The following is a 25,041-nucleotide window of genomic DNA, read 5'->3' as shown; positions in this document are numbered from 1 at the left end:
CTTTTCAATGGTTTTTCAGTAGGCGGCCAAAGCCGTCCAGTTGGTCGTCAATCCCTGCCCGCCGCAACATGGCCCAGAAGGTCGCCTGATTGGAGGTGACGACAGGCACGCCCAGTTCCGCTTCCAATTGCGCAATGAGCGGCAGTGCCGGAAAATCCGTGCAGGTGATCAGAATGGCCTCGCTGCCCGGCGCGAAGGCCTGGCGCACATGCGCTGCGACCGCCTGCAGCGGTGTTTCTGCGATGCGGATATACTCTTCGGGGCCCTTGGCGCCGATGCCAAGGCCGATCAGCCGATCGACCACAAAACCGTTCTCCTGAAGAAATTCAGTTTCATGGTGATTGAGCGCCTCGGCATAGGGCGTTGCGACGGAAAGGCGGGCAACACCGAGCGTCTTGAGAGCCCTGATGATGGCCGCCGAGGTGGTGACCACAGGCACGCCACTCTTCGCCGTCAGTGCGTCCGGCAGGGCCTCGACCGGGTTCATCATCGATCCCGCCGTGCAGGCATAGGCGATAGCATCGACGCGGGCGGGTTTGAGCATGGCGATGACGGCATCCAGATCCGCCATCAGACCGACACGTCCCGCCTTGCTGCTGCTATCGGGATGCAGGCGCATGCGATGGGTATGGAAGGTCACGCCTGATGGCAGCATCTGCATCCATTCCGCTTCATTGACCGTATTGGTCGGCGGCGTGATCAGCCCCAGCTTGGCACGGAAGCTGTAAACCGAGGAATGCCGGGTGGACATGCGGATTTCCTTTCATAAGCTGGCGATGAACTGCGCCGCAGGCGTGCAGGCGCTGTCAACCGGCGGCAGTTTGCGATATCTGGGGGCCCAGGAATTCTGGAGATTGGCATGACACCTTCCGGCACGGACGCGCGATCCGAGAGCAAGACCGACAGCGGGCCGCGCTATGCGCAAATCCAGAAGATCCTGGAGAACCGGCTGATCGACGGCATTTACCCGATCGGCAGTCTCATTCCGCCGGAACTCGATCTGGCGGCGGAATTCAACATCAGCCGCACGACGATCCGCGAAGCGCTGCGTTATCTCACCGAGCGCGGCTATGTCGAACGCCGGCAGGGCGTTGGCACGCGGGTGATCTCCAACAGGTCGCGCTCCACCTTCTACCAGTCGTTCGCTTCGCTGGAAGAGCTTTTCCAGGTCGCGGTCGAGACCTATTTCGTCGTGCTGGACATCGAGAGCGTTGCGCTGACCTCCGAGATTGCCGAGCTGGTCGGCGGCCTCCCGGGCGAGGAATGGATGCGGGTCAACGGTGTGCGCTGGACGGAGCCGGGCGGCAAGCCGCTCTGCTACGTGCAAAGCTATGTGCCGAAACGCTTCGAAGCGGTGGTGCAACAGTTTCCAGGCTATCAGGGGCCTTTCTTCGAACTTCTGGAGCGCCATGCCGACGGGCCGATCGAGGAGGCGGTGCAGGAAATCCGTGCCGTGCCGATGCCCGCGGATTTCATTCGCCAGCTCGGCCTTCGTCCGGACAGCTGGTCGCTGCAATTGCTGCGCCGCTATGTCACCGAGGCGGGCGTGCTGATCGCCTCGTTCAACTGGCATCCGGCCGACCAGATGGCCTATGTGATGCATATCCATCGCGACCGGCAGACCGGCAATGAATGACACGCGCGCCATCACGGCAGGAACTCCGGGGTAAATACGGCACCTGCCCGCAACACGCGCAGGCCACTGCTGTGGCGCAGATGTGCGGGGACCAGAACCGTGCCATTGGCGGCTGAATCCTCAAACACAGCGATGCGCGTGGCGATCGCCTGCTGCGGGTCGGCGCAGAAGCGGCTTGCCCAGTTGGGATGCGGCACCTGAACAGGGGAATGGACAGCGTCGGCGCAAAACAGCACCTTCTCCGACCGGTGACAGAGGCAGAGCCCAAGCTGGCCTGGACTGTGGCCGGGCAAAGGCTGCAGAGTCACGCCTTCAAAGAGCGAGAATCCGTCCTCGACCAGATCCACTCGGTCCGCCTCGACAAGCGGCGCTACGCTATCGGCAAAGGCGCCGTGATTGTGGCTGCCGGGCTGCTCAGCCTCACTCGCCTGCCAGTGCTCATATTCTGCGCGCCCGATCAGATAGCGGGCATTCGGGAAGGTCGGCACCCAGCGGCCATCGGCAAGCATGGTGTTCCAGCCGACATGATCGGCATGCAGATGGGTGCAGAGAACAAAATCAACGTCTTCCGGGCGTATGCCAAGTGCGCCCAGCCGCTCGAGATAACCGGAGGCCAGCCGCTGATGCCAGTCGGCGCGACGCGGCCGTGGCCTGTGCTCGCCAACGCAGGTATCGATCAGCACGATGCGACCGCCTACCCTCAGCACATGGCTTTGCACGCCGAGCAGAATAGTGCCTGCTGCAAATTCCACATGGCTCGGTTCCAGCCACGAGCGATGATCGGCCAGCATCTCGACCGTCTTGCCGGGAAACAGCAGATCGATCGGCAGCGCGAAAGGATCGATATCCACGACGGTGTCGAGAGTGGCGTTGCCGATCTTCATCACATCCCCTCACATGATCACGGGCTTGGACACGGAGGGCGAGCGTGCCGCGGCAGCGGCAGCCTCAATCGGCAGCGCTTCATCCCAGAGCCGCGCAATATAGCGTCCACCGGTTTGACCTTTCGACTGGTCGGCACAGAGCCAGAGGATCGCCCGGCGCATGATCGATGCCGGCAAAAGGTTGCCGTCAGCGCCCTTCTTGTCCACGCTTGGCGGCAGAAGATCAGTATCGGCAGCGCCCCCCGGCAGGTAGACATTCACGTCAACGCCCCTGCCTGCAAGATCCTGCGCCCAGACACGGGATGCGGCCTCAAGCGCCGCCTTGCTTGGGCCGTAGGGCGAGTAGCCTCGGCGCACCATGGTCTGGTCGCTGGTCGAGATGTTGATGACCTTGCCGAAGCCGTTTGCAAGCATCTTCGGAACCGCGGCCCGCGCCATATTGAACGCGCCGTTGACATTGGTGTCGATGATGGCGCGCCACGCTTCGGGGTCCGCCTCCCAGAACCGGCTGGGCTCGGTGTTGAAGCTCTCGCTGATCAGCCGCATGCCAAGACCGGCATTGTTGATCAGCACATCCAGACGCCCGAAGGCATCAACAGCGGCGAGCACCGCGGCCTCGCACTGTGCGTAATCGGCGACGTCAGCGACCACTGCGATCGCCTTGCCGGGACCTTTGCGGTTCGCCTCATCCACCGTCTCCGTGAGCGCTGCCCCTGGCTTGGAACCGACAACGGCCACTGACGCACCGGCTTCTATGAGCGCCAAAACCATTTCGCGGCCAAGCCCGCGCGATCCGCCGGTGACGAGAACCGGACGGCCGGCGAGCGATGGATAGGATACGCTGCTCATGCCACCGTCTCCGGGGTCAGGCCCATACGTGGGATGTGGCGTGGTTCGCGCGCGATGATCGTCGTCTTCATTTCGGTGAACATCGCCTGCGATCCCTTGGCACCTTCACGACCGAGACCAGACTGCTTGTAGCCGCCAAAGCCGGTACGTAGGTCCCGCACGATCGGTGTGTTGACGAGAACCGTACCAGTACGAAGGCCGGAGGAGGTGCGCATCGAACGCTCAAGATCCTGCGTCCAGACATAACCGACCAGGCCGAAATCGCTGTCGTTTGCACGCTCGATGACTTCATCCTCGTCTTCGAACACCTGCAGCGTGGCAAAGGGACCAAAGATCTCCTCCTGGCAGATCGCCAGATCATTGCCGGGTGCCAGCATCGCCGTCGGCTCGAAGTAATAGCCGGTGTTGAAAGCGCTCGCCCGATGACCACCCGCCAGCAGGCTTGCGCCCTCCTTCAGCCCCGCTTCCGCATAGCGCGACATGCGCTCCCGCTGAGCGTGGTTGATCATCGGGCCGATTTCAGTGCCGACCGCCAGCGGATCGCCGATCCGCATCGCTTTCACTCGCTGCGTGAAGGCATCAATGAATCGATCCGAAATCCGACGATCGACAAAGATCCGGCTGCCCGCCAGACACATCTGACCGTTGTTCATGAAGGAACTCAGCAGAGCGCCATCCAGCGCCTGCTCGAAATCCGCGTCGGCAAAGATGATGTTGGCGGACTTGCCACCAAGCTCCATCGCGGCACCTTTGATGCCCTTGGCGAGCGAGGAGAGGATTGCCGTGCCGGTGGCGGTGCCACCGGTAAAGGACACCATGTCGATGCCCGGATGCGAAACGAGCGCATTGCCGGTCACCCCTCCCCGGCCGTTGACCATGTTCAGCACGCCCTCGGGCAACAGATGCGCCACCAGCTCGAACAGGCGCGTCACCGTCAGCGGCGTCATCTCGGACGGCTTGACGACGCAAGCGTTGCCGAAGGCAAGCGCGCCGGCGATCTTCATGGCGGTCAGACCAAGCGGCATGTTCCACGGCCCGATCAGCGCACAGACGCCGATCGGCTCATAGGTGACAAGGCTTAGCAAACCGGGCTCCTGGGTAAAGACATCGCCGCCAGACTGGTTGATATATTCCGCGAAGAACCGGAAGTTATAGGCAGCCCGCGGCACATGGATCATGCGGGTCTGGCTGAGCGGAATGCCGGTATTGATGCTTTCGAGAACAGCCAGTTCTTCCGCATTTTCCAGAATCGCATCATGGATGGACATCAGCGCATTCTGGCGCTCGGCCACCGTGGTGCGCCGCCAGGGACCGTGATCGAAGGCGCGGCGGGCGGCGACCACAGCACGGTCGACCTCATCGGGGCTCGATTCGATCAGAACCGCCACCTGCTCCTCGCTTGCGGGATCGATGACCGGAATCTCCTCGCCGGCGGAACTGCCGACAAAACCTCCGCCGACATGGCCTTGAATACACCGCAGGCTTTCGCGGACTTCAGCTCTCGCATGGATCATCGGATTGGCACCTTCTTTAAATACCTGTCGTTTCAAGACTTTCGGGCGGCATCGCGCGGCCGGGGCTTGGTGGACAGGATGTGGCCGGTCATGGCCGCACTCGCCCATTCGCTGTTGCGCAGCTGAAGCGCCGCCAAGATGTCGCGATGCTGTCGGTTGGAACGGACGACATCGACACGCTGCTCGATGACGTATTGCTTAAGCAGGATGAGCGGCAGCACCACGGCTGGCGCCGTCAACTGCTTCAGATGCGCCGAACGTGTCGCCTCAACGATGATTGTATGGAAGGCATCGTTGAGGCTCATGAAGCGATCGATCACCTCGTCGCTCTTGTCCTGTTCGATCTCAGCCGTCTCATCGATAATGCGCTGCAGCTGGGCGAGCTCATCTGCGGTGATCTTCTCCGCAGCTATGGCGGCAGCATAGCCTTCCATGCGGGCACGCATGTCGAAGATGATGGAGACTTCCTCATAGGAAAACTCCGTCACGAACCGGTGGCGGTTCTGCACCGTGGCCAACCCCTCAGCCACCAGGCGGCGCAGTGCCTCGCGCACCGGCGTGCGACTGGTGCCGGTCATTGTTGCCAGCATTTCCTCAGTCAGGTGGTCGCCGGGTTTCAGGATCCCACGCAGGATCGCCCGGCGAATGCCATCGTAAGCCTTTTCCACTGGCCGTTGACCGTCATCGTCCGCAAGATCCGTCGCCGTGGCCGGCGACGGCTGTTCGAAATCCTCCTCCCGAACGTCCCTCATACCGCCTTCTCCGGAATATGGTGCTGGTGGTTTGCCAGGTACCAGTCAGCAATCTCCTCACGGGTGGCAAACCACACGTCGTCGAACTGCTTGGCGTAACGGATGAAGTCACGCAGCGCCCGGATGCGGTAGGGCTGGCCGATGACATGCGGATGCAGACCGACATTCATGAACTTGCCGGTGGTTGCACTTTCCGCATAGAGCCAGTCGAACTGTTCCTTGAACATCTGCAGACCGCCTTCGGCACCGAGCCCCTGGCGCAGGAAGGAGAAGTCGTTGACCTCTGAGGTGTAGGACACCGAGACCATCGGCTTACCGCTGCGCGTCTTCACCAGATAGGGCTGGTCGTCGTTGAGCAGGTCGCAGATATAGGTCAGCCCCTCCTCCGCCAGGATATCGACGGTGTTGAGGGTCGAGCGCAGCGAGCTGGACAGCCAGCCCTTGGCCTTCTTGCCGCAGAACTCCTCGTAGACCTTGAGGGTCGCGCGGATCACCTCGCGCTCGGCCGCCTCATCGAACATGTTGTCGGTGAGAAGCTCGGACTGCACGTAGTTATGCGCAACGATTTCCCAGTTGCGGCCGAGAGCGGCTTGCACGACCTGCGGCCGTTCCAGCGCCATCTTGGCATTGATGGTGCAGCTGGAGGGCACGCCCTCGGCATCGAAGATATCGAACATGCGCCAGACGCCCACACGCTGGCCGTATTCGCGCCAGGTGTAGTTGGCATTGTCATAGACATTGCCCGGCAGATCGCCGCCGACGATGCTCGGACCACCCGGATAATAGGGCTTCGGCGTATCGCGCACCGCATCCCAATATTCAAAATTGGTGGTGAGGATCACGGCCAGGCGCTTGCCGTTCGGCCATTTAAGCGGCTGGCGTTCGCTGATCGGCACGAAATCATACTGCATGGGAAAACCCTCCGGTCTCAGTAATGCGACAGGAGCGAGCCGAAGCCCTGCACCTTGTCTTCGATGCCGTTCTGGCGCAACGCATACCAATAGGTTGCGGTGTTGATGGCGATGACAGGCTTGTCGAGCCAGAATTCGGCGATACCGGCAACGCGGGCCATGGCGAGGTTGGTGCCGACCTGGACAATCGCCTCGACGCTCGAATCATTGACCTCGTTGATACTGTCGCGCAGTTCCTGTTCGCTGACATGGGCGATCAGCATCGGGCTCTGGCACTTCAGGCCCTTCAGATGCACCACCTCGTAGCCGCAATCGGAGAAGAACTTGGTCACCTGCTTGTCACCAACAGGCATATAGGGCGTGACGACGCCGATGCGTTTGATTTCACCATACTTCGACAGTGCTGCCTGGCAGGCATCGGAACCCATGGTGACCTTCACGCCGGCGCGCTCTTCGACGCGCTTCTGCAGCTGGACCGAGCCATCCAGCCCGTCCCAGAAGGTTTCGGCCGACATGCCCATGACAAGATGGTCAGGTCTGCAGGTCATGACGGAATCGATCGACTGCATGATCGCCGCGCGGATATTGTCGATGAGCTTCAGAAAATCCTCGTCGCTATGGACCGGATCGTCAGGGATCGTGATGCGCGAAAAATGATTGGTCACGCCGACCGGGCTCATCCGGTCGAATTCCGGCTGGACCGAGGTGTTGGTGGAGGGAGCAATGACGCCGAACTTGTGGCGGTAGCCGAGACTGTCGACCATGGAAAATCCTTTATCAGAAAGAGAAAAGCTCAGGCGACCTGCTCAAGGTCCCGAAGCGACTGGATCATCGAAGAGCGCATCAGATAGGTTTTATGGGTCGCGGGGTTTTCGACCACGCGGCGCAGTTCGTCATGATAGGCGGCACGCGCCGCCGGATCATTCTCCGCCATCATTCGACGGTTGCGCAGCGATTGCTCCTGCACCGTCTCGATCGCAACCTTGCGGCGCTGGCGGTTGTAGCGGTCGATGAGTTCGATCGGCGCGCTGCCATTCCACACCTGAGCGAGCTTTTCGCAAAGGTTCACGGCATCATGAATGCCGCCATTCATGCCCATGCCGCCGAGTGGATTGTTGAGATGGGCTGCATCACCGGCCAGGAAAATGCGGCCTGCCACATAGGTCGCCGCGACGCGCTGGTGCACGCGATAGGCGGTCGCATGGCTGATCTCATAGGGCCCCGCCTTCGGGCAAAGCGCCTGCAGGCGGCTTTCCATCACGGCAGGATCCTTGATCTGCTCGTCGGTCTGGTTCGGATCGGTCGGAAGCAGCACCCGCCACAGCGAGGGCGTGCGCAAGAGCACCGCCCATTCGGAAGGGTCCGTCAAATAGGCGATAGGCGCCAGATCGCTGATCGCCTCGTCGAAGCGGAAGGGCGTCGACATCGACAGGAAGATTTCCGGAATGGTCAGGCCGTCAAAAGCGATGTCGAGCGATTTGCGGATCACGCTGCGGGCACCATCAGCGGCGATCAGATAGCGTGCGGTCAATTCCGAGCGCACGCCGTCGGCATCCTCGACCGTCAACGTAACGCTGTCATCATCCTGAGAGACATCGACAGCCCTTGCGCCATAGACGAGTTCGATCAGGTCGTCGGCATCGATGATGCGTCGCATCTCCTCGGACAATTTCCACTGCTCGCATTGCAGGCGGTAGGGATGATTGGTCTCCCCCTTGAGAACGCCCAGATCGAAGGTGGCAATGACGCCTTCCTTGCGATCGCGAAACTGCCAGGTCGGGCATACAAGCCCGCGTTCGACCAGTTTCTCGCTGACGCCGAAGCGATCCAGCATATCAAGGGTCGGCGGATGGAATGTCGACGCGCGCAGGTCGCGCGGCAGGTCGGGACTTGTCTCGACAATGGTAACCGGGATGCCTTCCTTGGCCAGGCAACAGGCAGCGACCAGACCGACAGGGCCAGCACCGACCACAAGAACACGCTCTTTTATGGGCCTCATTATTGAACACTCTCACCAATTGTTCCCTTGACAACGATCAAGGCCTAACTCATTGTGTACAAAATGTCACGACATTTAAAGACATATTTTTGGAATTTGTCGTGATTATTTTTTTGGCGAACGCGAGACGAACAAGAGGCAATTGCCCAAAACTTGTTCCAAATGCTCGCCGAAATCGACAAAAGCAATGCAAAAACAAATGATAAGTGGGAACGACAGTGCTTTATACAACTCTTGAAAGGAAATGCAGGGCGCATGCACGCCTGCCTCGTCCGGACTGACGAATGGTTTACCCAACGCCGCTTGCTGATCAGATTTGTATCCAATTATGCAGGCTGACGGCGGCGAATGTATCCAATTCAACCGGAGAGAGCCGATGTTGCTGATCCAGCAGATAATCAACGGCGTGATGCTTGGCAGTGTGTATGTGACGATGGCCGTCGCTTTCACACTGACGATCGGCGTGCTGAATTTCCTCAACTTCACCATCCCGACGCTGTTCATGCTTGCGGGCATGGGCGCATGGGCGCTGACAGCGAAGGGCGTGCCGATCATCGGGGCGCCGCTAATCCCTGTTGTCATCGCGCCGATCATCGCAATTGTCACGACAATTGCCGCTTCACTGATCGTCGAGCGCTTTACATTTCGCTACCTCAAAATGAAGTATGGCGATTCCACCGAACACGCGATCCCGCTCGTCAGTTCGCTCGGCTTCCTGCTGATCATCGAAAATCTGGTTCGCATCGCCTACGGCACCGATCCGCAGCGCTTTACGGCGCTGGAGGCGGATTTCACTTTCGATATCGCGGGGTTGATGATCCGCGTGCCGCAGCTCGCAAGCCTGATGATCTCGATCGGGATTGTGTTTGCCGTCAACCGGGCGCTCAATCATAGCCGGATTGGACGCGGGCTGCGCGCGGTAGCCGAAAATCCGGACGCGGCCAATCTGCTTGGCGTCGAAGCCAATAAGCTGGTTCCCGTCATCTTCATGCTGACCGGCCTTCTGTGTGGATTGGCAGGCATCCTGTTCGCCATGAATTACGGTGAAGTCTCGCCGCAGATGGGCGAGGACATCGGCTCGAAAGCGATCGCCGGCATGGTGATCGGCGGCCTCGGCTCCATCTGGGGCGCGGTCATCGGCGGTCTCATCATCGGCGTCGCCGAAATGCTGACGATCCATCTCTTCGGAGCAGACACAGTGCAGGTGGTCGTCTGGGGCCTGCTGCTGGTGATGCTGTTCTTCCGACCCCAGGGCCTGCTCGGCCACAACTCCATCGGCAAGGGAAAGCTCTGATCATGTCCGGCTATATGACGGGAATCCTGACCGTCCTCTCCATCAACATCATCATGGCCTACGCCATCTTCCTACCGGCTGCCGCTGGCCAGCTCAATTTGGGCGGCGCCGGTTTCCAGGCACTTGGTGCCTATGCGACGGCATTCCTGTCAGCGAAATATGGTACGCCAAGTTGGGCAACGATCCCGGCCGCCATGCTGGTCGGCGGTCTTGTTGGCGGCGTGCTCGCCTTCCCGCTGCTGCGCACGAAGGGTGTCTATCTGGTACTCGCCACCTTTGCGCTGGCTGAGGTGATCGCCGGAGCGATCTTGAATACCACAGCACTCGGCGGTGCGATGGGCCTGTCGGTGCCTGATTATGTCGGGGCCAATGTGCCGATGATTGCTGCCGCCTGTGTCACGCTGTTCGTCTTCTATCTGATGGCGACGCGCTTCGGCCTTGTCATGCGCGCTGCCCATGACGACGATGTCGTCACCGATCTGCTTGGCGCCAATGTGCGGGCTATCCGGGTCGTCGCATTTGCCCTGGGGGGTGCGCTGGCCGGGCTCTCGGGTGCGCTCTATGCGCTCGCCTTCAGCTTCGTCGACATCAGCACCTTCAATGCGACGATATCGATCTACGTGCTGCTCTATGTGCTGCTCGGCGGCACGCAGACCGCCTTCGGCCCCATCCTCGGCGCCACCTTCTTTACGCTGTTGCCCGAAGTGCTGCGCTCCGTACTGCCGCAGGTGAAGGCATTCCTTGCCGGCATCTTCGGCCAGACGGGCGCGATTGCGCCGCCGGATGAAAGCTGGCGCTTCATCATTCTCGGGCTTCTGACCGTCCTGATGATGATCTTCCGCCCGGAGGGGCTGGTGACACGGACCTTCATCGAAAGGCTGAAGGGAGCGCTGAGAGGCCAAGGTGCGCGTCGAAAGGGAGCCGTCGCATGACCACCGCAGCTCCTCTCCTATCCCTGCAGAATGTATCCAAGCGCTTCGGCGGCCTGAGCGTCATCACCGATGTGAGCTTCGAGGTGGCCAAGGGCGCACGCATGGCGCTGATCGGCCCGAACGGCGCCGGCAAGACGACGATCTTCAACCTCATCTCGGGCTTCTACCGGCCGGATGAAGGCCAGATCGTGCTGGATGGCGTGCCGATCCAGCAACTGCCGTCCCGCAAGCGCGTCGGCCTCGGCCTGTCGCGCAGCTTCCAGAACATCCGGCTGATGCCGCACCTGTCGGTCATCGAAAACATCATGCTGGCGCAACAACCCCATGCGGGCGGGCTTCTCGACATGGTGAAGCCGATCGCCCTTCCCGGTTTCCGGCGCTGGCAGCGCGAGGCGGAAGAGCTTCTCGATGCCATGGGCATTGACACCTATGCGGGAGACGTTGTCGCCACCCTGCCCTATGGCGTGCGCAAGAAGATCGAGGTGGTGCGGGCGCTTGCCGCGAAGCCAAAGCTGCTTCTGCTGGACGAGCCGGCCGCGGGCCTCAACGCCGCCGAAACCGAAGGCCTCACCGATTTCCTCAAGCGTATCGCGCTGACGGGCGTGACGCTGCTCGTCGTCGAGCACGACATGGGGCTGGTGCGCAAGCTCTGTGACGATGCGGTGGTGCTCAACTTCGGCGCCAAGATCTACGACGGCCCGACGGCCACCGTGCAGGACAATCCTCTCGTTCTGGAAGCCTATCTCGGCCCCCGCCATTCGAAAACCGCCTCGGGCGCCAGTGATCAGAAAGGGGCGCACCATGTTGCTTGAAATCCGTGATCTTGATGTCCGTTATGCCCGCACCCATGCGGTGAAATCCGCCAATCTAGACATCAAAGAAGGCGAGATCGTCACCGTGCTCGGCGCCAATGGTGCCGGCAAGACATCGCTTCTGCGCGCGCTGCAGGGCGCCGTCAAACCGGCCGGTGGCAAGATCCGCTTCGCAGGCGAGGACATTACCCATATGTCGCCCGCAGACCGTGTCCGCCGCGGCATGATGCTGGTTCCGGAAGGACGACAGATCTTTGTCAGCATGACGGTCCACGAGAACCTGCTGATGGGTGCCTATTTGCGGCAGGATGGCGACTGGGTGCGCGACCTCAAAGAGGTCTATGAGCGGTTTCCCAATCTTGCCAATCGCCGCGACATGAAAGCGAGCACGCTGTCCGGCGGCGAGCAACAGATGCTGGCCATCGGTCGTGCCCTGGTCAGCAGGCCGCGCCTCGTGATGCTCGATGAACCGTCGCTCGGCCTCTCGCCGCTCTTCGTCAACAACCTCTTCGAACTGATCACGCAGCTCAACCGCGATGGCATCACCATCCTGCTGGTGGAACAGAATACCGGCATGGCGCTGGAAGTCGCGGCCCGCGGCTACGTGCTTGAACTCGGTTCCGTCGTCTTGAGCGGCACATCCACCGACCTTTCGCAAAACAGCGCGCTTGCCGAAGCCTATCTCGGCGGCGGGCATGCCAAGACCTCCCAGACTGCCTAACACCAACATTCCGGCGTCATCTGTCGCCTCAAGGAGAGCATCATGAAAATAAGGTCCAGCTTGATTTCCAGCATCGCCCTTGCCGTCCTGATCGCCGGGTCTGCAAAGGCGGAAGACACCATCAAGATCGGCAATCTGATCGTCACCTCCGGTGTGCTGAAGAGCATCGCCGAACCGGCCGTCGTTGCTGCCGACATTGCGGTGGCGGAAATCAATGCCTCCGGTGGCATCAACGGCAAGAAGGTCGAGCTGGTGCGTTATGAAACGGCATCCGATCCCAAGCAGGCAGCGGTTGGTGCGCGCAAGCTCATCCAGGATGATGGCGTCCTCGCCATTCTCGGCCCGTTCTCGTCGGCGGAATCGGCCGTCGCCTTCAATGATGCCGAGCGCGGCAAGGTGCTGATGATCCCGAACACCGCCTCGACACCGGGCCTGACGGACGGCAAGACCTATGCCTGGCGCCTTTCCGAGGATGAGGAAAAGCAGTTCGGTCGCCTGCTGAAGACGATCAAGGAGAAGGGCATCAAGTCCGATACCGCTGCCATCGTCTATATCTCGGACGAAGCCGTATCGAATGCGGCCGGCACCAAGCTCTATCCGAGCCTGCTGACCAAATACGGCATCAAATTCGGTGAGCCGATTGCCGTGCAGTACAAGAGCTTCGACATGTCTGCCCAGGCTGCACAGATCATCCAGGCCAATCCCGATCTGGTTGCCATTGCCGGCACACCGCCTTCCGCCTCCAAGGTCGTCAAGGAACTGCGCCGACAGGGATACAAGGGGCGTATCATCGGTTCGCAGATCTTTGCCGATCCCAATATCGTCGAGCTGTTCGGTCCTGAAGGCGAAGGCACCATGGTGGTGTCCAGCTTCTCCGAAGCCTCCAGCGAACGCGCCAAGAAGTTCAACGATCTCTTCGTCGCCGAAGCCGAAAAGCGCGGCATTCACAAGCTCGGCGCCCACCATTCCGATGCCCAGACCTATGATTCGCTGTTCCTGATGAAACAGTTGATGGAAAAGACCAAGGTGACGGGCAATCCCGCCAAGCTTGCCGAAGAGCGCGAAGCGATCAACAAGGCGATGACCGGCGTGACCTTCACCGGGATCGTTGGCAAAGACATCTGCTTTGCCGGTCACGATGCCGAATTGCCGGGCTATATCATCGAGATCAAGGGCGGCAAATGGACCGAGTTCGCCGAGGTTCCCGCCGATCCCTGCAAGTAATGTATTCTTACGCGGCACAGAGGACATGCCGATCATTGCTGAGTGACGTGGAAACGATCAAACAGCCAATCGCCCTTTCGTCTCAGCTGCGACATCTGCCATGAGGCCTCACCGATTGATTATCGATGAGGCCCTTTTTTGGGGTATTCGAGCTTCATCTGTTGATGCAGCACGTATGTCCGAAGAAGCAGAAAGTTAGGCCCGCAAGTATGAAACGGCTCAAAGTCGGCTATATCGTGTGATGTATCCCCACCTCTGGCGAGAAATCAGCATCATCGGTCACATAGATTAACTTGCCTTCCGGATAATCTTCTCGCCTTGAACGCAGGCGTCGAGCCGGCGCGCCGGAGAACCAGTAGCGACTGATCCATCAGGATGGACGCATTAACTTTGGAACTCCTCAGGCTTGCCCGCGCCATCAGAAAGATTGGTGACAACCTTTTGGCGCGAAAGGCGTTCTCGGTCCTTGTAGCCTTGCTGAGGAGCCTATGATGCCGAAACGCCCCAAATTCGAACTTCTGGCCAGGTCCGGTTATCTCGCGCGCGGCGTTGTATTCCTGCTGGTGGCCGGCCTCGCCCTCCTTTCTGGCGTGGCCGGGGGCAACGCAGATACAAAATCGGCCGTATCGCAATTGCTCGAGCAACCGTTTGGGCGGGTATGGGTCGGGCTTATCGGCCTTGGCCTCCTCGGTTTCGTAGCCTGGCGTTTTGCGCAAGCCTTGGCCGACAGCGATGGTCACGGAAAGGACAGGAAGGCCATTGTCATCCGGATGGCTATGTTTGGAAGCGCCATTACTTACATGTCTCTTGCCGGCTATGCCCTAAGCCAGGCTTTTTCCGGTATACGGGGGGACGGCGGCTCCGGAGAGAAGGGCCTGGCGCAATGGGTCATGTCCCAGCCATTCGGATCCTACATTGCCATGGCGATCGGCGCGGGCTTCATCATCGGCGGCATCGTGACATCCGCAAAGGGAGTCACTCGACGTTTTGAGAGGTATTTGAACCTTCCGGACTCCAGACGTGTTCTTAGCATGGTCTGCATCTACGGGCTGCTCGCGCGAGGCTTCGTCTTTGCTATCACCGGCTTGCTCTTTGCCTATGCAGGTTTCACGGTTGATCCTGACCAGGCAGGAAGTATCTCGGATGCCTTGTCGTCGCTGAGACAGTTACCGTTCGGCGCTGTCCTATACGTTCTCGTTGCTGTCGGATTGGCGGCGTTTGGGATCTACAATCTCGTCGAAGCGCGTTATCGGGTCGTGCGTGGGCCCCTTGTCATTCATCCCTCAGCAATCAAGCGCTCAGTCCTTCCCCTTCAAGGCAAACCTCACTAAGGCGGAAAGCGCGTAGCAAATGGCCCTGGAGCGCTCACCGTTTCGATGCGCCCCCCATCAATCGTCCTGGTACCGCCGGCCGGGAACCTCATGTCTTGAGGATATGCCTGCGGTCGAGCCAGATGGAGATCGCTTCCGAGAGGGCGGCAATGGCGCCAATGCCCCACACGGTTCCGGTTCCGATCACGCCTGCCCCCATGGCCGATCCGATGGAAAAACCGAGATACATTGTCGATGTATTGAGCGCCAGAGAGACCGATGCCTGCGAAACGGGGCCCGCCGCGATCAACCGGGCCATCTGCGCCGGGAAGAAGGACCAGACACTGAAGCCCCACACGGAAATGGCGGCAAGGACCGGTACCAGCGCCAAGGCTGGAGAGAGCTCGGTGGCGATAGCAAGCGTTGCAAAGGAGGCGCCGAGTAGGACGAGAGACCACAGCACCACGCGGTTCGAGCCGAAACTGTCATTCAGCCGGCCCCCGATGGTCACCCCGATCGCCGCGGAAATCCCCCACATGGAAACGGTTGCTCCGATGCCGGCCGGACCAAAGCCCAGGACCTGCGTCAGATAGGGAGCGACATAGGGATAGGCCGTATAGGCACCGATGGACCAGAACAGGGTCACACCAAGCAGCCGCAGCACGGGCCTCTGCTGGATGACACCGACGCGCTGGGCAAGGGAGGCAACCGCGATCTGCGAACCTGCATCACGCTTGACGCCTGACAGGATGCCAAGGATCGCAACAAGCCCCATTACCGCCACTGCCAGGAAAGTCGAGCGCCAGCCGAAGGCGTGGCCGACCAGCGCGCCCAAAGGCAGCCCCAGTGCAATGGCAATGGTCATGCCACCACTGACGATCGCCAGTGCCCTGCCCCGCTTTTCCGCGGGCACAATGACGCCGGCCAGCGAATTGGCACCTGGAACATAGAGCCCCGATGCGACCGCCATCAAAATCCGGGCAACCATCAAGGTCGCGAAGGAAGAAGAGAAGGCCGCAACGAGGTTACCGGCCGTAAACAGTGTCATCGCCACCAGCAACGTACTGCGACGCTTCAGGCTGGCTGTCATGACCGTTGTGATCGGCGAACTCAGCGACATGACCAGCGTGAAGACCACCACCAGCGTCGCCGTGGCCGATAGGCTCATGCCGAGATCCTCAGCAATGGTCGGCAGAAGAGGTGCAATCATGAAGCCCTCTGTGCCAATGGCAAAGGTGCCAAGCGCGAGGAAATAGGGCGGCAGAAGGGAGGCGCTTTCTGTGGGTTTTGCAGATGATGGCAGTGGCGCAGCCATAGGCGTATTTTCGGAGGTCATAGGACAAACTTTCCTGCCTGCAGAACAGCCATGCGAGGCGGTTGCAGCGGCATTATCAGGGGGCGATAGAACTGTAAGCTCAGCCTGGCCAAGCGGTGGGAGGATCAGCTAGGCCAGGTCGCGCCTATTCCATTCGACAATTGTGCATGATCTTGGCTCCTGGATGGGTGCATTCATCATAAGCCATGGACGAGACGCGCAATTGGCAGATCGAAGCACAAAATTGGACCGCTCAAGGAGGTCAGCAGACGTGGAAAAGCCGCAAGCAAGGCCTGCGGCTCAAAAAGATCGGCATGGATGCAGATTCAGGCCTCGCGACCAGCATCGTCCAGCTGTGTGAACTCATCATCTGTGAGTTCAACGCCAGCTGCCGCCACATTTTCTTCCAGATGCGACACCTGGGATGTGCCGGGGATCGGCAGAATGACCGGGCTACGTTTCAGGGTCCAGGCCAGGGCTATCTGGCTCGCAGATACGCCTTTTTGTGTCGCCAGCTGAGAGAGAATCGATCCCGGCTTGGTCAGCTGCCCCGCCGCCAGAGGGAACCAGGGAATGAATCCGATACCGTTTGCCTCGCAATAATCGAGGACTTCTTCGCTGCCACGATCGGCGAGATTGAAGCGATTTTGAACTGTCGCCACGGGGAAGACTTTTCGAGCAGCTTCGATTTCTTCGATACTCACCTCGCTCAAGCCCGCGTGACGGATAATGCCTGCCGACTGCAGCTGTCGAATGGCATCAAACTGTTCGTCACGCGGCACGCGCGGATCAATGCGGTGCAATTGCCAGAGGTCAATGCGCTCGACACCGAGTTTCCATGCGCTGCGATAGGCTTCCTGAATGAGATATTCCGGACGCCCAAGCGGATGCCAGGCATCCGGTCCGGTGCGCACCAGACCCGCCTTCGTGGCGACAACCACATTCTTGTAAGGATAAAGAGCTTCGCGGATCAGCTCTTCAGATATATCCGGCCCATAGGAATTGGCGGTATCGATGAAGTTGACCCCGAGCTCCGGCAGCCGACGGAGGGTATCGAGAGCACCTGCGCGGTTGGACGGCTCGCCCCAAATGCCGCGGCCGGTAATACGCATGGCGCCATAACCCAGGCGATTGACCTCAAGGTCTCCGCCAATGCGAAAGGTGCCGGAACGGCTTGCGTTTTTATGTGACATGATATCCTCGTCGATTGCGTGATCCTCTCATAGACCTAGGCCCTGCCGTCCGATTGTCGAATATGCTCGTTTGCAGCGATCGCGAGAAGATGCACGCTGACGGGGCGCGATCATCCAATCGCGATCTGGCGGTCCGCGCTAGTTCATGGCGAGATATCGGAGAACCGCCATGGATCTGACCCCTTCTCTTGAGATGAAAGCCCCCGAAGCGATGGCAACGTCACGTGCACCGGTCATTCCGGCAGCCGCCTTCGGCATCGTTCTCGGGCTCGGTGGCATGGCGAATGGCTGGCGAGCAGCGGAGCGGCTGTGGCATGTCTCGCCGCTCACGGGCCAAGCGATCTCAGTATTCGCTATCGGGATATGGGCTTTGCTGCTGATTGGTTATCTCTCCAAATGGATTTATCTGCGCGAGAAAGCGCTGCAGGAAATCGAGCATCCGGTTCAGTGCTGTTTTGTCGGCCTGATCGGTGTATCGACCATGCTGGTGGGCGGACTGTGCCTGCCTTACTCATCGATTGCAGCCCAAACCCTGTTTTGGCTGGGCGCCCTGTGGACCGTGATCTTCGCTGTGTGGCGCACCGGCGGCCTTTGGGCGGGCGGGCGCGAACCGGTCACGACGACTGCCGTTCTCTATCTGCCAACAGTTGCAGGCTCCTATGTGATGGCCATCGTGTCCGCACCCCTTGGCTATCCCGATATTGCTGAGCTTACCTTCGGCGCCGGCTTCTTCTCCTGGCTCGCGATCGAGTCCGTTTTGCTGAACCGCCTGCTGACGTCACCCAGCCTTGTGGAGCCGCTTCGGCCAACTATCGGCATCCAGTTGGCGCCACCCGCGGTTGGCTCTGTCGCCTATCTCAGCGCAACCTCCGGCGCGCCGGACATGCTGGCGCATGCCATGCTGGGCTATGCGCTGCTACAATTGCTGCTGATGATCCGAACCCTGCCCTGGGTGATGAAACAGCCCTTCACAGCCGCTTATTGGGCCTATTCCTTCGGGCTCACGGCGCTCGCAACAGCCCTGATCCGTATGGTTGACCGTGGCGATACGGGAGTCATCACGAGCCTCGCGGTGCCGATCTTCGTTCTCGTGAATGTGGCAATCGCACTCCTGATTCTGCTCAGTATAGTTGCGCTCGCCCGGGGTAAACTGTTTCCACGATGAGCCAGGCGGAAAATCGCGGTTGCGCGAAGGTCCACAGTCATTGAGATTGTTTGAACCAATACCTCCCAATGCCCCGATGGCTTTGACACATCAGAAAATGATGTTGTCCTTGGTGAACCCAACAGCATTGCCGCCCACCGCTTCGATACTCACGGCGAGATCCGTTCCCGCATCGAACACATTGTTGCCGTTCGTATCGAAGTAGACCCAGGTTGTTTTGCTACTGTCGACGAAGAGCGCCGCAGCTTTTCCATTGAATGTATCCGCACCGGAGATGGGTGCATTGGTAAAGGTCACAAGGCTGGATTTATCCCCTTTGAGCGCGAAAGCGGAAACATCAATCCTGTCTTTGGTAGGGCCTGCCGTCGCCGTGAAAGCCTTGATGGTATCCACTTTATTGACTGTCGAGATGTTGCCGGGGGAGTAGACAACGATGTCTCTAGAGGCGCCCAGCGTTACCGTATCAATGCCCTGTGAACCAATATAGGTCACGCCACGGTTGTTGAGGCTCATTGTCAGATTGCCGGAACCTGCGGAGGCATCAACTGTCGCAAGGACGGAAGCCGGATTAGGATCCCAGGATAGATCGCCTGTGCCGGTAATTCTCAAAGAAGAAAAATTTGCAGCCAGATAAAATATTTTATTAACACCGGACAAATCCATATTTAAAATTTCGATATTATTATCGATGTGTAAACGCCACGCCAAGGCATCAACGAGCTTCATAGTGATGGAATCATTAAATCCGGAAGAGTCTTTAAAATAAAAATATGTTTCGTCGGAAGCCTTATTTAATCCAATTATTGTCTTTATATTGATATTTCCGAAAGACAAATATGAATTTCCTCCGAAATTAGTGTGCGTGTCTACATTCCATATCTCTTTGTAGCCAATTGAATTCGCAAGATTAAAATCGACATTTACGTCGTCGCCGCTCGGGGTCTTTGTTTCTGTGACAGAAATTTTTTCTACAGAGGTGATCGTTGGCTTCAGATCGATTAATCTGATTCCATCTCCCCCTCTGGCGCCGGCGACCGCTTTGAAAACGAGGGTATCGTAACCGTCACCGCCATCGATCTTGTCCGTTGATGACAATGTTGTAGTTGTGACAAAGCCGGCTCCGGTCGCATTAGCGGTTATCGTGTCATCTCCGGCAGTGGATTTCATCGCCGCATCCTTGGCATTGGGAGACACGACATCATCACCTGTTGTCAAAGCGATATTGACGCCAGGCCCGCCGCTACTGACGGGCAAGGCGGCCACAAGCCCCGCCAGGATCTTGTCTGCGGCAGCCCCGTTCGGAATCGTTGCCGCATCCTTCGTCACACCCGTTAGAAAGCCTCGGCCAGCCGCTGCCGCATCATTGCCGGCATAGGCGCGCACTTCGTTCGAGGTGTCGATCGCCTTCGTAAAACTGTCAGCCGCCGCAAGCTTGTTGCTTGCCACAAGCTTGTCGTCGCCCTGTGCGCCATCGAGAATGGCAATGGCGATGTTCTTGATGGTCAGCGCGCCGCGGTTGAGCTGGTCCACAAAGAAATTCACCCCGGCCGCCTCTGCCTGACGGTTGAACAGCGACTGGTAGATGGAGCTGACGATCGCCGTATTGCTCTGGCCGGCGAAACGATCCCGATATTCCTGGGTGCCGGCAAGATCGCCGATCGCAGACAGATCCGCGCCGTTGCCAGTCACGGAATTGAAATAGGCCAACCCTGCCGGGTCTGCGGGGCGGGCGAACAAAGCCAGATATACGCCTTGAATGGAAGCCATCGGAAACTCCTCTTTCTCTGGCCGCGCTTTCAGGCAGGCCGGGACCATACAGGCCTGCCACAGACAGCCGGCGGATTGCGCCACATCAGAAAATGATATTGTCCTTGGTGATGCCCACGGCATTGCCGCCCACCGCTTCGACCCTCACGGCGAGATCCGTTCCTGCATCAAAAACGTTGTTGCCGTTCGTATCGAAGTAGACCCAGGTCGTTTTGCTACTGTCGACGAACAGCGCCGCAGCCTTGCCGTTGAAGCTGTCCGACCCTGAAACCGGCGCAGCTGCAAATGTTGCCAGACCCGACTTATCTCCGCTCAAGCCAAGCGCCGAAACATTGATTCGATCCTTGAGGCTACCCGTCGCGGTAAAGGCTTTGATCGTGTCGATCGCCTGAACGGTTGAGATGTTGGAGGACGTGTAAAAAACAGTATCGGTTTTGGCGCCGAGGGTGACGGTATCCACACCGGTCGAGCCCGTAAAATCCACACCTGCATCACCCACCGAAATGGTGATGCGACCGCTTGCGCCAGAGGCGTCGATCGTTCTCAAAGGAGGTGAGCCGGGCGCGGACGTCACCGGACTTGTCAGGGTGAAATCACCTCCGCCGATGATTTTCAAAACTTGAGCAGAGGGATCGATAAGGGTGCCGATCGTGCTGGTGCCTGATACATTGATCGTCAAATTTTCAATGCCGTAGCACTGCACGGTTCCGCTTGTTGCGCTGTCCAGCTTCAGGGTCGCAGTGTCATTGGCGGAGCCGGAATCCTTCAGGAAGAAGGACGTGAAGTCAGTGACCCCCTTCAGGCCATACACAGTGTTTGCAGCAAGCTTATAAAATGCAACTTGGGAAGAGCCGCCGATCGAACCGCTGCCGGCCGGACCGGTTTGCGAACCGTCGCTCCACACCTCCTTGTAACCATTGGAATTCTCAAGATTGAGAGCGACATAAACCTGACCGCCGAATGCCTCCTTAATTCCGCCGCCCTTGCCACCAACAGCGGTCACCACGATCTTTTCAATGGAACTCAACGCGGGCTTCAGGCCTGTTAACGATGTGGTATAGGGCGCGCCCCCATACGTCTGAAGCGCATCGCCGCCGGTCACCTTGAAGATAAAGGTGTCGTTGCCGGCCCCGCCATCCACCACATCGTTATCGCTCAGAGTGACGGTTGATCCCGGTGGCGTGGAAGGATAGTTCATCCATCCAGTGGCCACAGCGGAAGCCACAATCGTATCATCGCCAGCGGTTGAACGAAGCGCGGGATTGGCAGCATTGGTGGAAACGATGTCATCGGCAGTTGTAAGCTGGATCGTTACACCCGCCCCGCCACCGGAGCCGAAGGTGCCGAGCGATGCGAGCACCTTGTCGGCCGCGGCGACGCCCGGCACGCTCGATGCATCCCGGGTCACATTCGCGACGAAGGCACGCCCGGCCGCGGCCGCATTGTTGCCGGTATAGGCACCAACCTCAAGCGGCGTATCAATGGCATTGGTGAAGTTGTTGGCCGCAGCGAGCTTGTTGGTGACGATCGTCAAGTCATCACCTTGAGCGCCATCGAGAATGGCGATCGCGATGTTTTTGATCGTCAGGGCTCCCTTAGCGAGTTGATCGACGAAGAAAGCCGCACCTTCGGCTTCAGCAGGGCGATTGAAAAGGGACTGGTAGATGGAGCTGACGATGGCGGTATTGCTCTGGCCGGCGAAACGATCCTGATATTCTTTGGTGCCGGCGAGATCGCCGATCGCAGAAAGATCTGCGCCGTTGCCAGTCACCGAATTGAAATAGGCCAACCCTGCTGGATCGGCCGGACGAGCAAACAGAGCCACATACACGCCTTGAATGGAAGCCATGGTACAAATTCCCCCTAGAAGCGAACAGGCGTCTCCTCCCACGGAGCCGCCGTATCATTTCCAGAAACTGACATGGCATCACGCTTCCGCCTATTACCCGAACGGGTGATGACAAGCAGAATCCCGGAAAACCAGACCAGTATTGCCGAAGGAAATGCGGCAGCTGGGCACAAGCCAGGGAACATGGCAGGCCATAGTTTGCCCGCGAACTGGCTGCAGAGTTTCGAGAGACCCTGCAAACCAATTCAGGCAATTTTCAAGACATATGCACGATGAGGAGGTCTCTCGCCCCACCGCGATCATGAACACCTCAGGGAGAGAGTTCTTCCAGAGCCTTCCCCTTGGTTTCAACTGCGAAGAGCGCCGTAATTGCCGCTCCGATGACGAGGAGTACCGCGAACGTCGCGAACACATACTGGATACCCATGGCGCTCATGATGAACCCGACGACCATCGGGCCTGCCGAAGAGCCCAGTCGAAGCCAGGCGCTTCCGGTTCCGGTTCCGAGTGCGCGCAATCGTGTGGGGTAGATCTCAGCGGAATAAAGATAAAGCGAGAACGTCACCGTCTGCACGATCGCATAAGCAAGGCCGGCGAGGACCAGAACCTGCTCTGCCGAGGTGGCGCCGAGCCATGCAAGGGCGAGGAGGGGCAGCGGGGCCAGAAGAAGAGCACCGGTGTACCAGCGTTTGCGACCGACCCTGTCGATCAAAAGCGCGCAGATGACGGCTGCGACCACACCGCCCACCGATGTCAGGAAGCCATAGAATATGCTCGTCTGCAGGGGCAGGTTGAAGACCTGCCGATAAAGCGTTGGCAACCAGGTGATCGTGCCATTGGCCACGGTATAGCTCGTGAACCACATGGCCCAGATGGAAAGCGTGCGTTTGAGGTAAATGCCCTGGAAGAGTTCCTTCCAATCGGATTGACGCCGGACGGGCGTTGCTACGATCTTCGGTTGCGGCAAGTCGTGGCCTGCTGCCCGTGCGCTTGCTTCCATCTTGGAAACGATGGCGTCAGCCTCTTCATAACGACCATTTGCAACGAGCCAACGCGGAGACTCCTTGAGGAACCACCGGAGCGGGATCATCAGGATCGCCGGCACGAGGCCAACGATGAACATTGCCTTCCAACCATAGGTCGGCACCATGAAGTAGCCGATGAGACCTGCACCGACGAGGCCGAGAAGGAACATGACTTCGTAGAGAAGGAAGAAGCGGCCTCGTCCCTTGGAGCCAATCATTTCATTGATATAGGCACTCGCAACGGGCACTTCACCGCCAGTGCCGATGCCCTGCACAAAGCGAAACGCCATCATCATGGTCGCGCCCGCGGCAAAGAGGCATGCGACATCCATGCTGACGAACAGCAGAATGGTGAACAGCAGAACCTTGAGACGCCCGATTTTCTCCGCCAGCCAGCCGAAGAGGATCGCACCGATCAACTGTCCAACATACCCCATGGACAGGATCATGCCGGTCTGCTGCGCATTCAGGCCCCACTCCTTGACGAGAACGGGCATGGCGTAGGCGATGGCGATCACCGTATAGCCATCGAAAAAGGTTGCGGCTCCGACGATGTTGCGTGCCCAGAAGACTTCGCGCGTGACCGGAAGCCTTTCAAGGCGCGCGCTGATCTCCGCTTGCGGATCTACCACCTGCCTCGCTTCTGCCATCGAGGTCTGCATCATGTTCATTGGTTCCTCCTTGACGCCTCTGGCCCATCTTCTCCATCCCGGGCCGGGAGCGTTCTCTTGTGTTTGCTAGCGTGGTTTAGGCACCCTGTCTGCGCTGAATTTGTTTGGTCACGTCCAAGGTGAGGGAGTGTCGAAGACTGCCACCCACCGGGTCCGCGAGGACGTGGAAGCGATGGCCCCTGCCAGAACGACAGGGGCCACGAGATTATTCCGCAGCAAGCAGTTGCTGATCGATCCGGCCGATGCCTGCAGCGTCAAACGCTGCGAAGATTTCCTGCTCGGCCTTTTCGCCGAGATTCTTGAGCGGTTCCCGGATGGTGGCGTGGTCGAGAAGGCCGCGATGCACGAGACCAAGCTTCAGGGCGACAGTGCCTTCCATGTGAGAGCCGCGGTGATAGACCGCGCGGGTCACAGGCAGGAGCCGTTCGAAGATCTTGCGGGCTTCCGGGTAGTTCTGCGCCTTGCCGGCTTCGATGAGCTGCACCAGCAGTTCAGGGGCGATATTGCCATAACCCACCAGCAGTCCGTCGACATCGAACATGGTCGGCAGAAGCCATTCGTCATGGCAAGACAAAACCTGCAGCTTTGGATTTGCCTTCTTCAGCTCCGGAATTTCGACATACCAGCGCTTCATGTTACGCACGCCGTTCTTGGTTGCCACGACGCCATCTTGTGTGGCGATCTCCAGCTGGGTGTCGAGGTCATAGGACGCCTTGGTGACGTCAGGATATTGGAAGAGGATTTCCTGCAGGCCCGACTCCTCCCAGATGGCCTTATAGCGGCTCTGCGGTGCGCCCTTCTGGTAGCCGAAGCGGAGCCAGCCGTGATTGGGATAGACGAGTGCGCCGGTCGCGCCTGCAGCCTTGCACTTTTTCGCTTCGGCCGCGGCAACCTTGGTGCCTTCACCCGTGATGCCAGCAATGATCGGAACAGCGCCGTCAACAGCTTCGACATAGGTACGAATAAGCGCAAGGCGCTCTTCTTCCGTGAGGAAAGTGCCTTCGCCAGCATGGCCTAGAATAACCAGGCTCTTCACGCCTTTGATGGATACAAGCCACTTTGCAATGCGGGCATTGGCTTTGTGGTCCACTTCCCCATCGGGAGTGAAGGCTGTGACGGGGGCTGGGCTGAGGCCGCGAAGGTCCATGGGGTTCATCTTGATTTCTCCTCCTGATGTATCGCCAACCAATTTCGATCAGCGACGGGAACGATATTGGG

Annotated in this window: 22 protein-coding genes; 8 read left to right on the top strand and 14 right to left on the bottom strand. The window is 59.1% G+C overall.

The genetic code is table 11. The features are described from left to right. Window positions 1-4: 4 nt before the first annotated feature. Window positions 5-751 (bottom strand): maleate cis-trans isomerase family protein, encoded by a 747-nt coding sequence (locus Q2T52_RS15080; RefSeq protein ID WP_302077597.1) that lies wholly within the window; start codon window positions 749-751, stop codon window positions 5-7. Window positions 752-859: 108 nt separating this feature from the next. Here Q2T52_RS15080 and Q2T52_RS15075 point away from each other — a divergent pair, with 108 nt between their 5' ends. Continuing rightward, window positions 860-1,636 carry a GntR family transcriptional regulator gene (locus Q2T52_RS15075; RefSeq protein ID WP_302077596.1) on the top strand — a complete coding sequence of 259 codons (777 nt, stop codon included), beginning with the start codon at window positions 860-862 and terminating at the stop codon, window positions 1,634-1,636. Window positions 1,637-1,647: 11 nt separating this feature from the next. Here Q2T52_RS15075 and Q2T52_RS15070 read toward each other — a convergent pair whose 3' ends face one another. Genes Q2T52_RS15070 through Q2T52_RS15040 form a run of 7 tightly spaced genes read right to left on the bottom strand, consistent with a single transcriptional unit; the run spans window position 1,648 to window position 8,545 of the window. Continuing rightward, window positions 1,648-2,520 (bottom strand): MBL fold metallo-hydrolase, encoded by an 873-nt coding sequence (locus tag Q2T52_RS15070; protein WP_302077594.1) that lies wholly within the window; start codon window positions 2,518-2,520, stop codon window positions 1,648-1,650. Between the two features lie 9 nt (window positions 2,521-2,529). Beyond that, complete coding sequence (locus tag Q2T52_RS15065; RefSeq protein ID WP_302077593.1) at window positions 2,530-3,369, bottom strand: SDR family NAD(P)-dependent oxidoreductase; 840 nt, start codon at window positions 3,367-3,369, stop codon at window positions 2,530-2,532. Then, complete coding sequence (locus tag Q2T52_RS15060) at window positions 3,366-4,883, bottom strand: aldehyde dehydrogenase (RefSeq protein WP_302077592.1); 1,518 nt, start codon at window positions 4,881-4,883, stop codon at window positions 3,366-3,368. The genes Q2T52_RS15065 and Q2T52_RS15060 overlap by 4 nt, the downstream gene beginning before the upstream one ends. Before the next feature lie 32 nt (window positions 4,884-4,915). After that, window positions 4,916-5,635 (bottom strand): GntR family transcriptional regulator, encoded by a 720-nt coding sequence (locus Q2T52_RS15055; protein ID WP_302077591.1) that lies wholly within the window; start codon window positions 5,633-5,635, stop codon window positions 4,916-4,918. Then, complete coding sequence (locus Q2T52_RS15050) at window positions 5,632-6,546, bottom strand: polysaccharide deacetylase family protein (RefSeq protein ID WP_302077590.1); 915 nt, start codon at window positions 6,544-6,546, stop codon at window positions 5,632-5,634. Before Q2T52_RS15050 ends, Q2T52_RS15055 begins: the two co-directional genes overlap by 4 nt. Before the next feature lie 17 nt (window positions 6,547-6,563). Beyond that, entirely contained in the window at window positions 6,564-7,310 is a 747-nt protein-coding gene (locus Q2T52_RS15045) for a maleate cis-trans isomerase family protein (protein WP_302077589.1), read from the bottom strand. Between the two features lie 29 nt (window positions 7,311-7,339). Next, window positions 7,340-8,545 carry an FAD-dependent oxidoreductase gene (locus Q2T52_RS15040; protein WP_302077588.1) on the bottom strand — a complete coding sequence of 402 codons (1,206 nt, stop codon included), beginning with the start codon at window positions 8,543-8,545 and terminating at the stop codon, window positions 7,340-7,342. A 376-nt stretch (window positions 8,546-8,921) separates the two neighbouring features. On the opposite strand from Q2T52_RS15040, the gene Q2T52_RS15035 reads away from it, so the two are divergent. The 6 genes from Q2T52_RS15035 to Q2T52_RS15010 all read left to right on the top strand — a co-directional run bounded on the left by Q2T52_RS15035 (window position 8,922) and on the right by Q2T52_RS15010 (window position 14,859). Then, complete coding sequence (locus Q2T52_RS15035) at window positions 8,922-9,839, top strand: branched-chain amino acid ABC transporter permease (RefSeq protein ID WP_302077587.1); 918 nt, start codon at window positions 8,922-8,924, stop codon at window positions 9,837-9,839. 2 nt (window positions 9,840-9,841) lie between these two features. After that, entirely contained in the window at window positions 9,842-10,771 is a 930-nt protein-coding gene (locus tag Q2T52_RS15030) for a branched-chain amino acid ABC transporter permease (RefSeq protein WP_302077586.1), read from the top strand. After that, window positions 10,768-11,583 (top strand): ABC transporter ATP-binding protein, encoded by an 816-nt coding sequence (locus tag Q2T52_RS15025; protein WP_302077585.1) that lies wholly within the window; start codon window positions 10,768-10,770, stop codon window positions 11,581-11,583. The genes Q2T52_RS15030 and Q2T52_RS15025 overlap by 4 nt, the downstream gene beginning before the upstream one ends. Further along, window positions 11,573-12,304: an ABC transporter ATP-binding protein gene (locus Q2T52_RS15020; RefSeq protein ID WP_367187321.1), complete on the top strand. Its 732-nt coding sequence runs from the start codon at window positions 11,573-11,575 to the stop codon at window positions 12,302-12,304. Before Q2T52_RS15025 ends, Q2T52_RS15020 begins: the two co-directional genes overlap by 11 nt. A gap of 42 nt (window positions 12,305-12,346) precedes the next feature. Next, a complete protein-coding gene (locus tag Q2T52_RS15015) occupies window positions 12,347-13,528 on the top strand; it encodes an ABC transporter substrate-binding protein (protein ID WP_302077584.1) in 1,182 nt (393 codons plus the stop codon). Between the two features lie 491 nt (window positions 13,529-14,019). Beyond that, window positions 14,020-14,859 (top strand): DUF1206 domain-containing protein, encoded by an 840-nt coding sequence (locus tag Q2T52_RS15010; RefSeq protein WP_302077583.1) that lies wholly within the window; start codon window positions 14,020-14,022, stop codon window positions 14,857-14,859. A gap of 88 nt (window positions 14,860-14,947) precedes the next feature. Here the strand turns inward: Q2T52_RS15010 and Q2T52_RS15005 are convergent, their stop codons facing one another. Then, entirely contained in the window at window positions 14,948-16,174 is a 1,227-nt protein-coding gene (locus tag Q2T52_RS15005; protein WP_302077582.1) for an MFS transporter, read from the bottom strand. A gap of 305 nt (window positions 16,175-16,479) precedes the next feature. Continuing rightward, the gene (locus Q2T52_RS15000) at window positions 16,480-17,346 is read right to left on the bottom strand and encodes an aldo/keto reductase (RefSeq protein WP_302077581.1); all 867 of its coding nucleotides are present in this window, start codon (window positions 17,344-17,346) and stop codon (window positions 16,480-16,482) included. A gap of 169 nt (window positions 17,347-17,515) precedes the next feature. Here Q2T52_RS15000 and tehA point away from each other — a divergent pair, with 169 nt between their 5' ends. Further along, a complete protein-coding gene (gene tehA / locus Q2T52_RS14995) occupies window positions 17,516-18,511 on the top strand; it encodes a dicarboxylate transporter/tellurite-resistance protein TehA (RefSeq protein WP_302077580.1) in 996 nt (331 codons plus the stop codon). Between the two features lie 90 nt (window positions 18,512-18,601). On the opposite strand, the gene Q2T52_RS14990 is transcribed toward tehA, so the two are convergent. The 4 genes from Q2T52_RS14990 to Q2T52_RS14975 form a co-directional block, all read right to left on the bottom strand. Next, window positions 18,602-20,278 carry a DUF4214 domain-containing protein gene (locus Q2T52_RS14990; RefSeq protein ID WP_302077579.1) on the bottom strand — a complete coding sequence of 559 codons (1,677 nt, stop codon included), beginning with the start codon at window positions 20,276-20,278 and terminating at the stop codon, window positions 18,602-18,604. A gap of 85 nt (window positions 20,279-20,363) precedes the next feature. Beyond that, the gene (locus Q2T52_RS14985) at window positions 20,364-22,127 is read right to left on the bottom strand and encodes a DUF4214 domain-containing protein (RefSeq protein WP_302077577.1); all 1,764 of its coding nucleotides are present in this window, start codon (window positions 22,125-22,127) and stop codon (window positions 20,364-20,366) included. A 310-nt stretch (window positions 22,128-22,437) separates the two neighbouring features. Beyond that, complete coding sequence (locus tag Q2T52_RS14980) at window positions 22,438-23,823, bottom strand: MFS transporter (protein WP_367187320.1); 1,386 nt, start codon at window positions 23,821-23,823, stop codon at window positions 22,438-22,440. A 205-nt stretch (window positions 23,824-24,028) separates the two neighbouring features. Next, the gene (locus Q2T52_RS14975) at window positions 24,029-24,979 is read right to left on the bottom strand and encodes a dihydrodipicolinate synthase family protein (RefSeq protein ID WP_302077576.1); all 951 of its coding nucleotides are present in this window, start codon (window positions 24,977-24,979) and stop codon (window positions 24,029-24,031) included. Window positions 24,980-25,041: the final 62 nt, after the last annotated feature.

The organism is Rhizobium oryzicola, assembly GCF_030504645.1.
Lineage (GTDB): Bacteria > Pseudomonadota > Alphaproteobacteria > Rhizobiales > Rhizobiaceae > Neorhizobium > Neorhizobium oryzicola.
The sequence above is the reverse complement of the archived record's forward strand: the minus strand, read 5'-3'. Positions and strand labels throughout refer to the sequence as shown.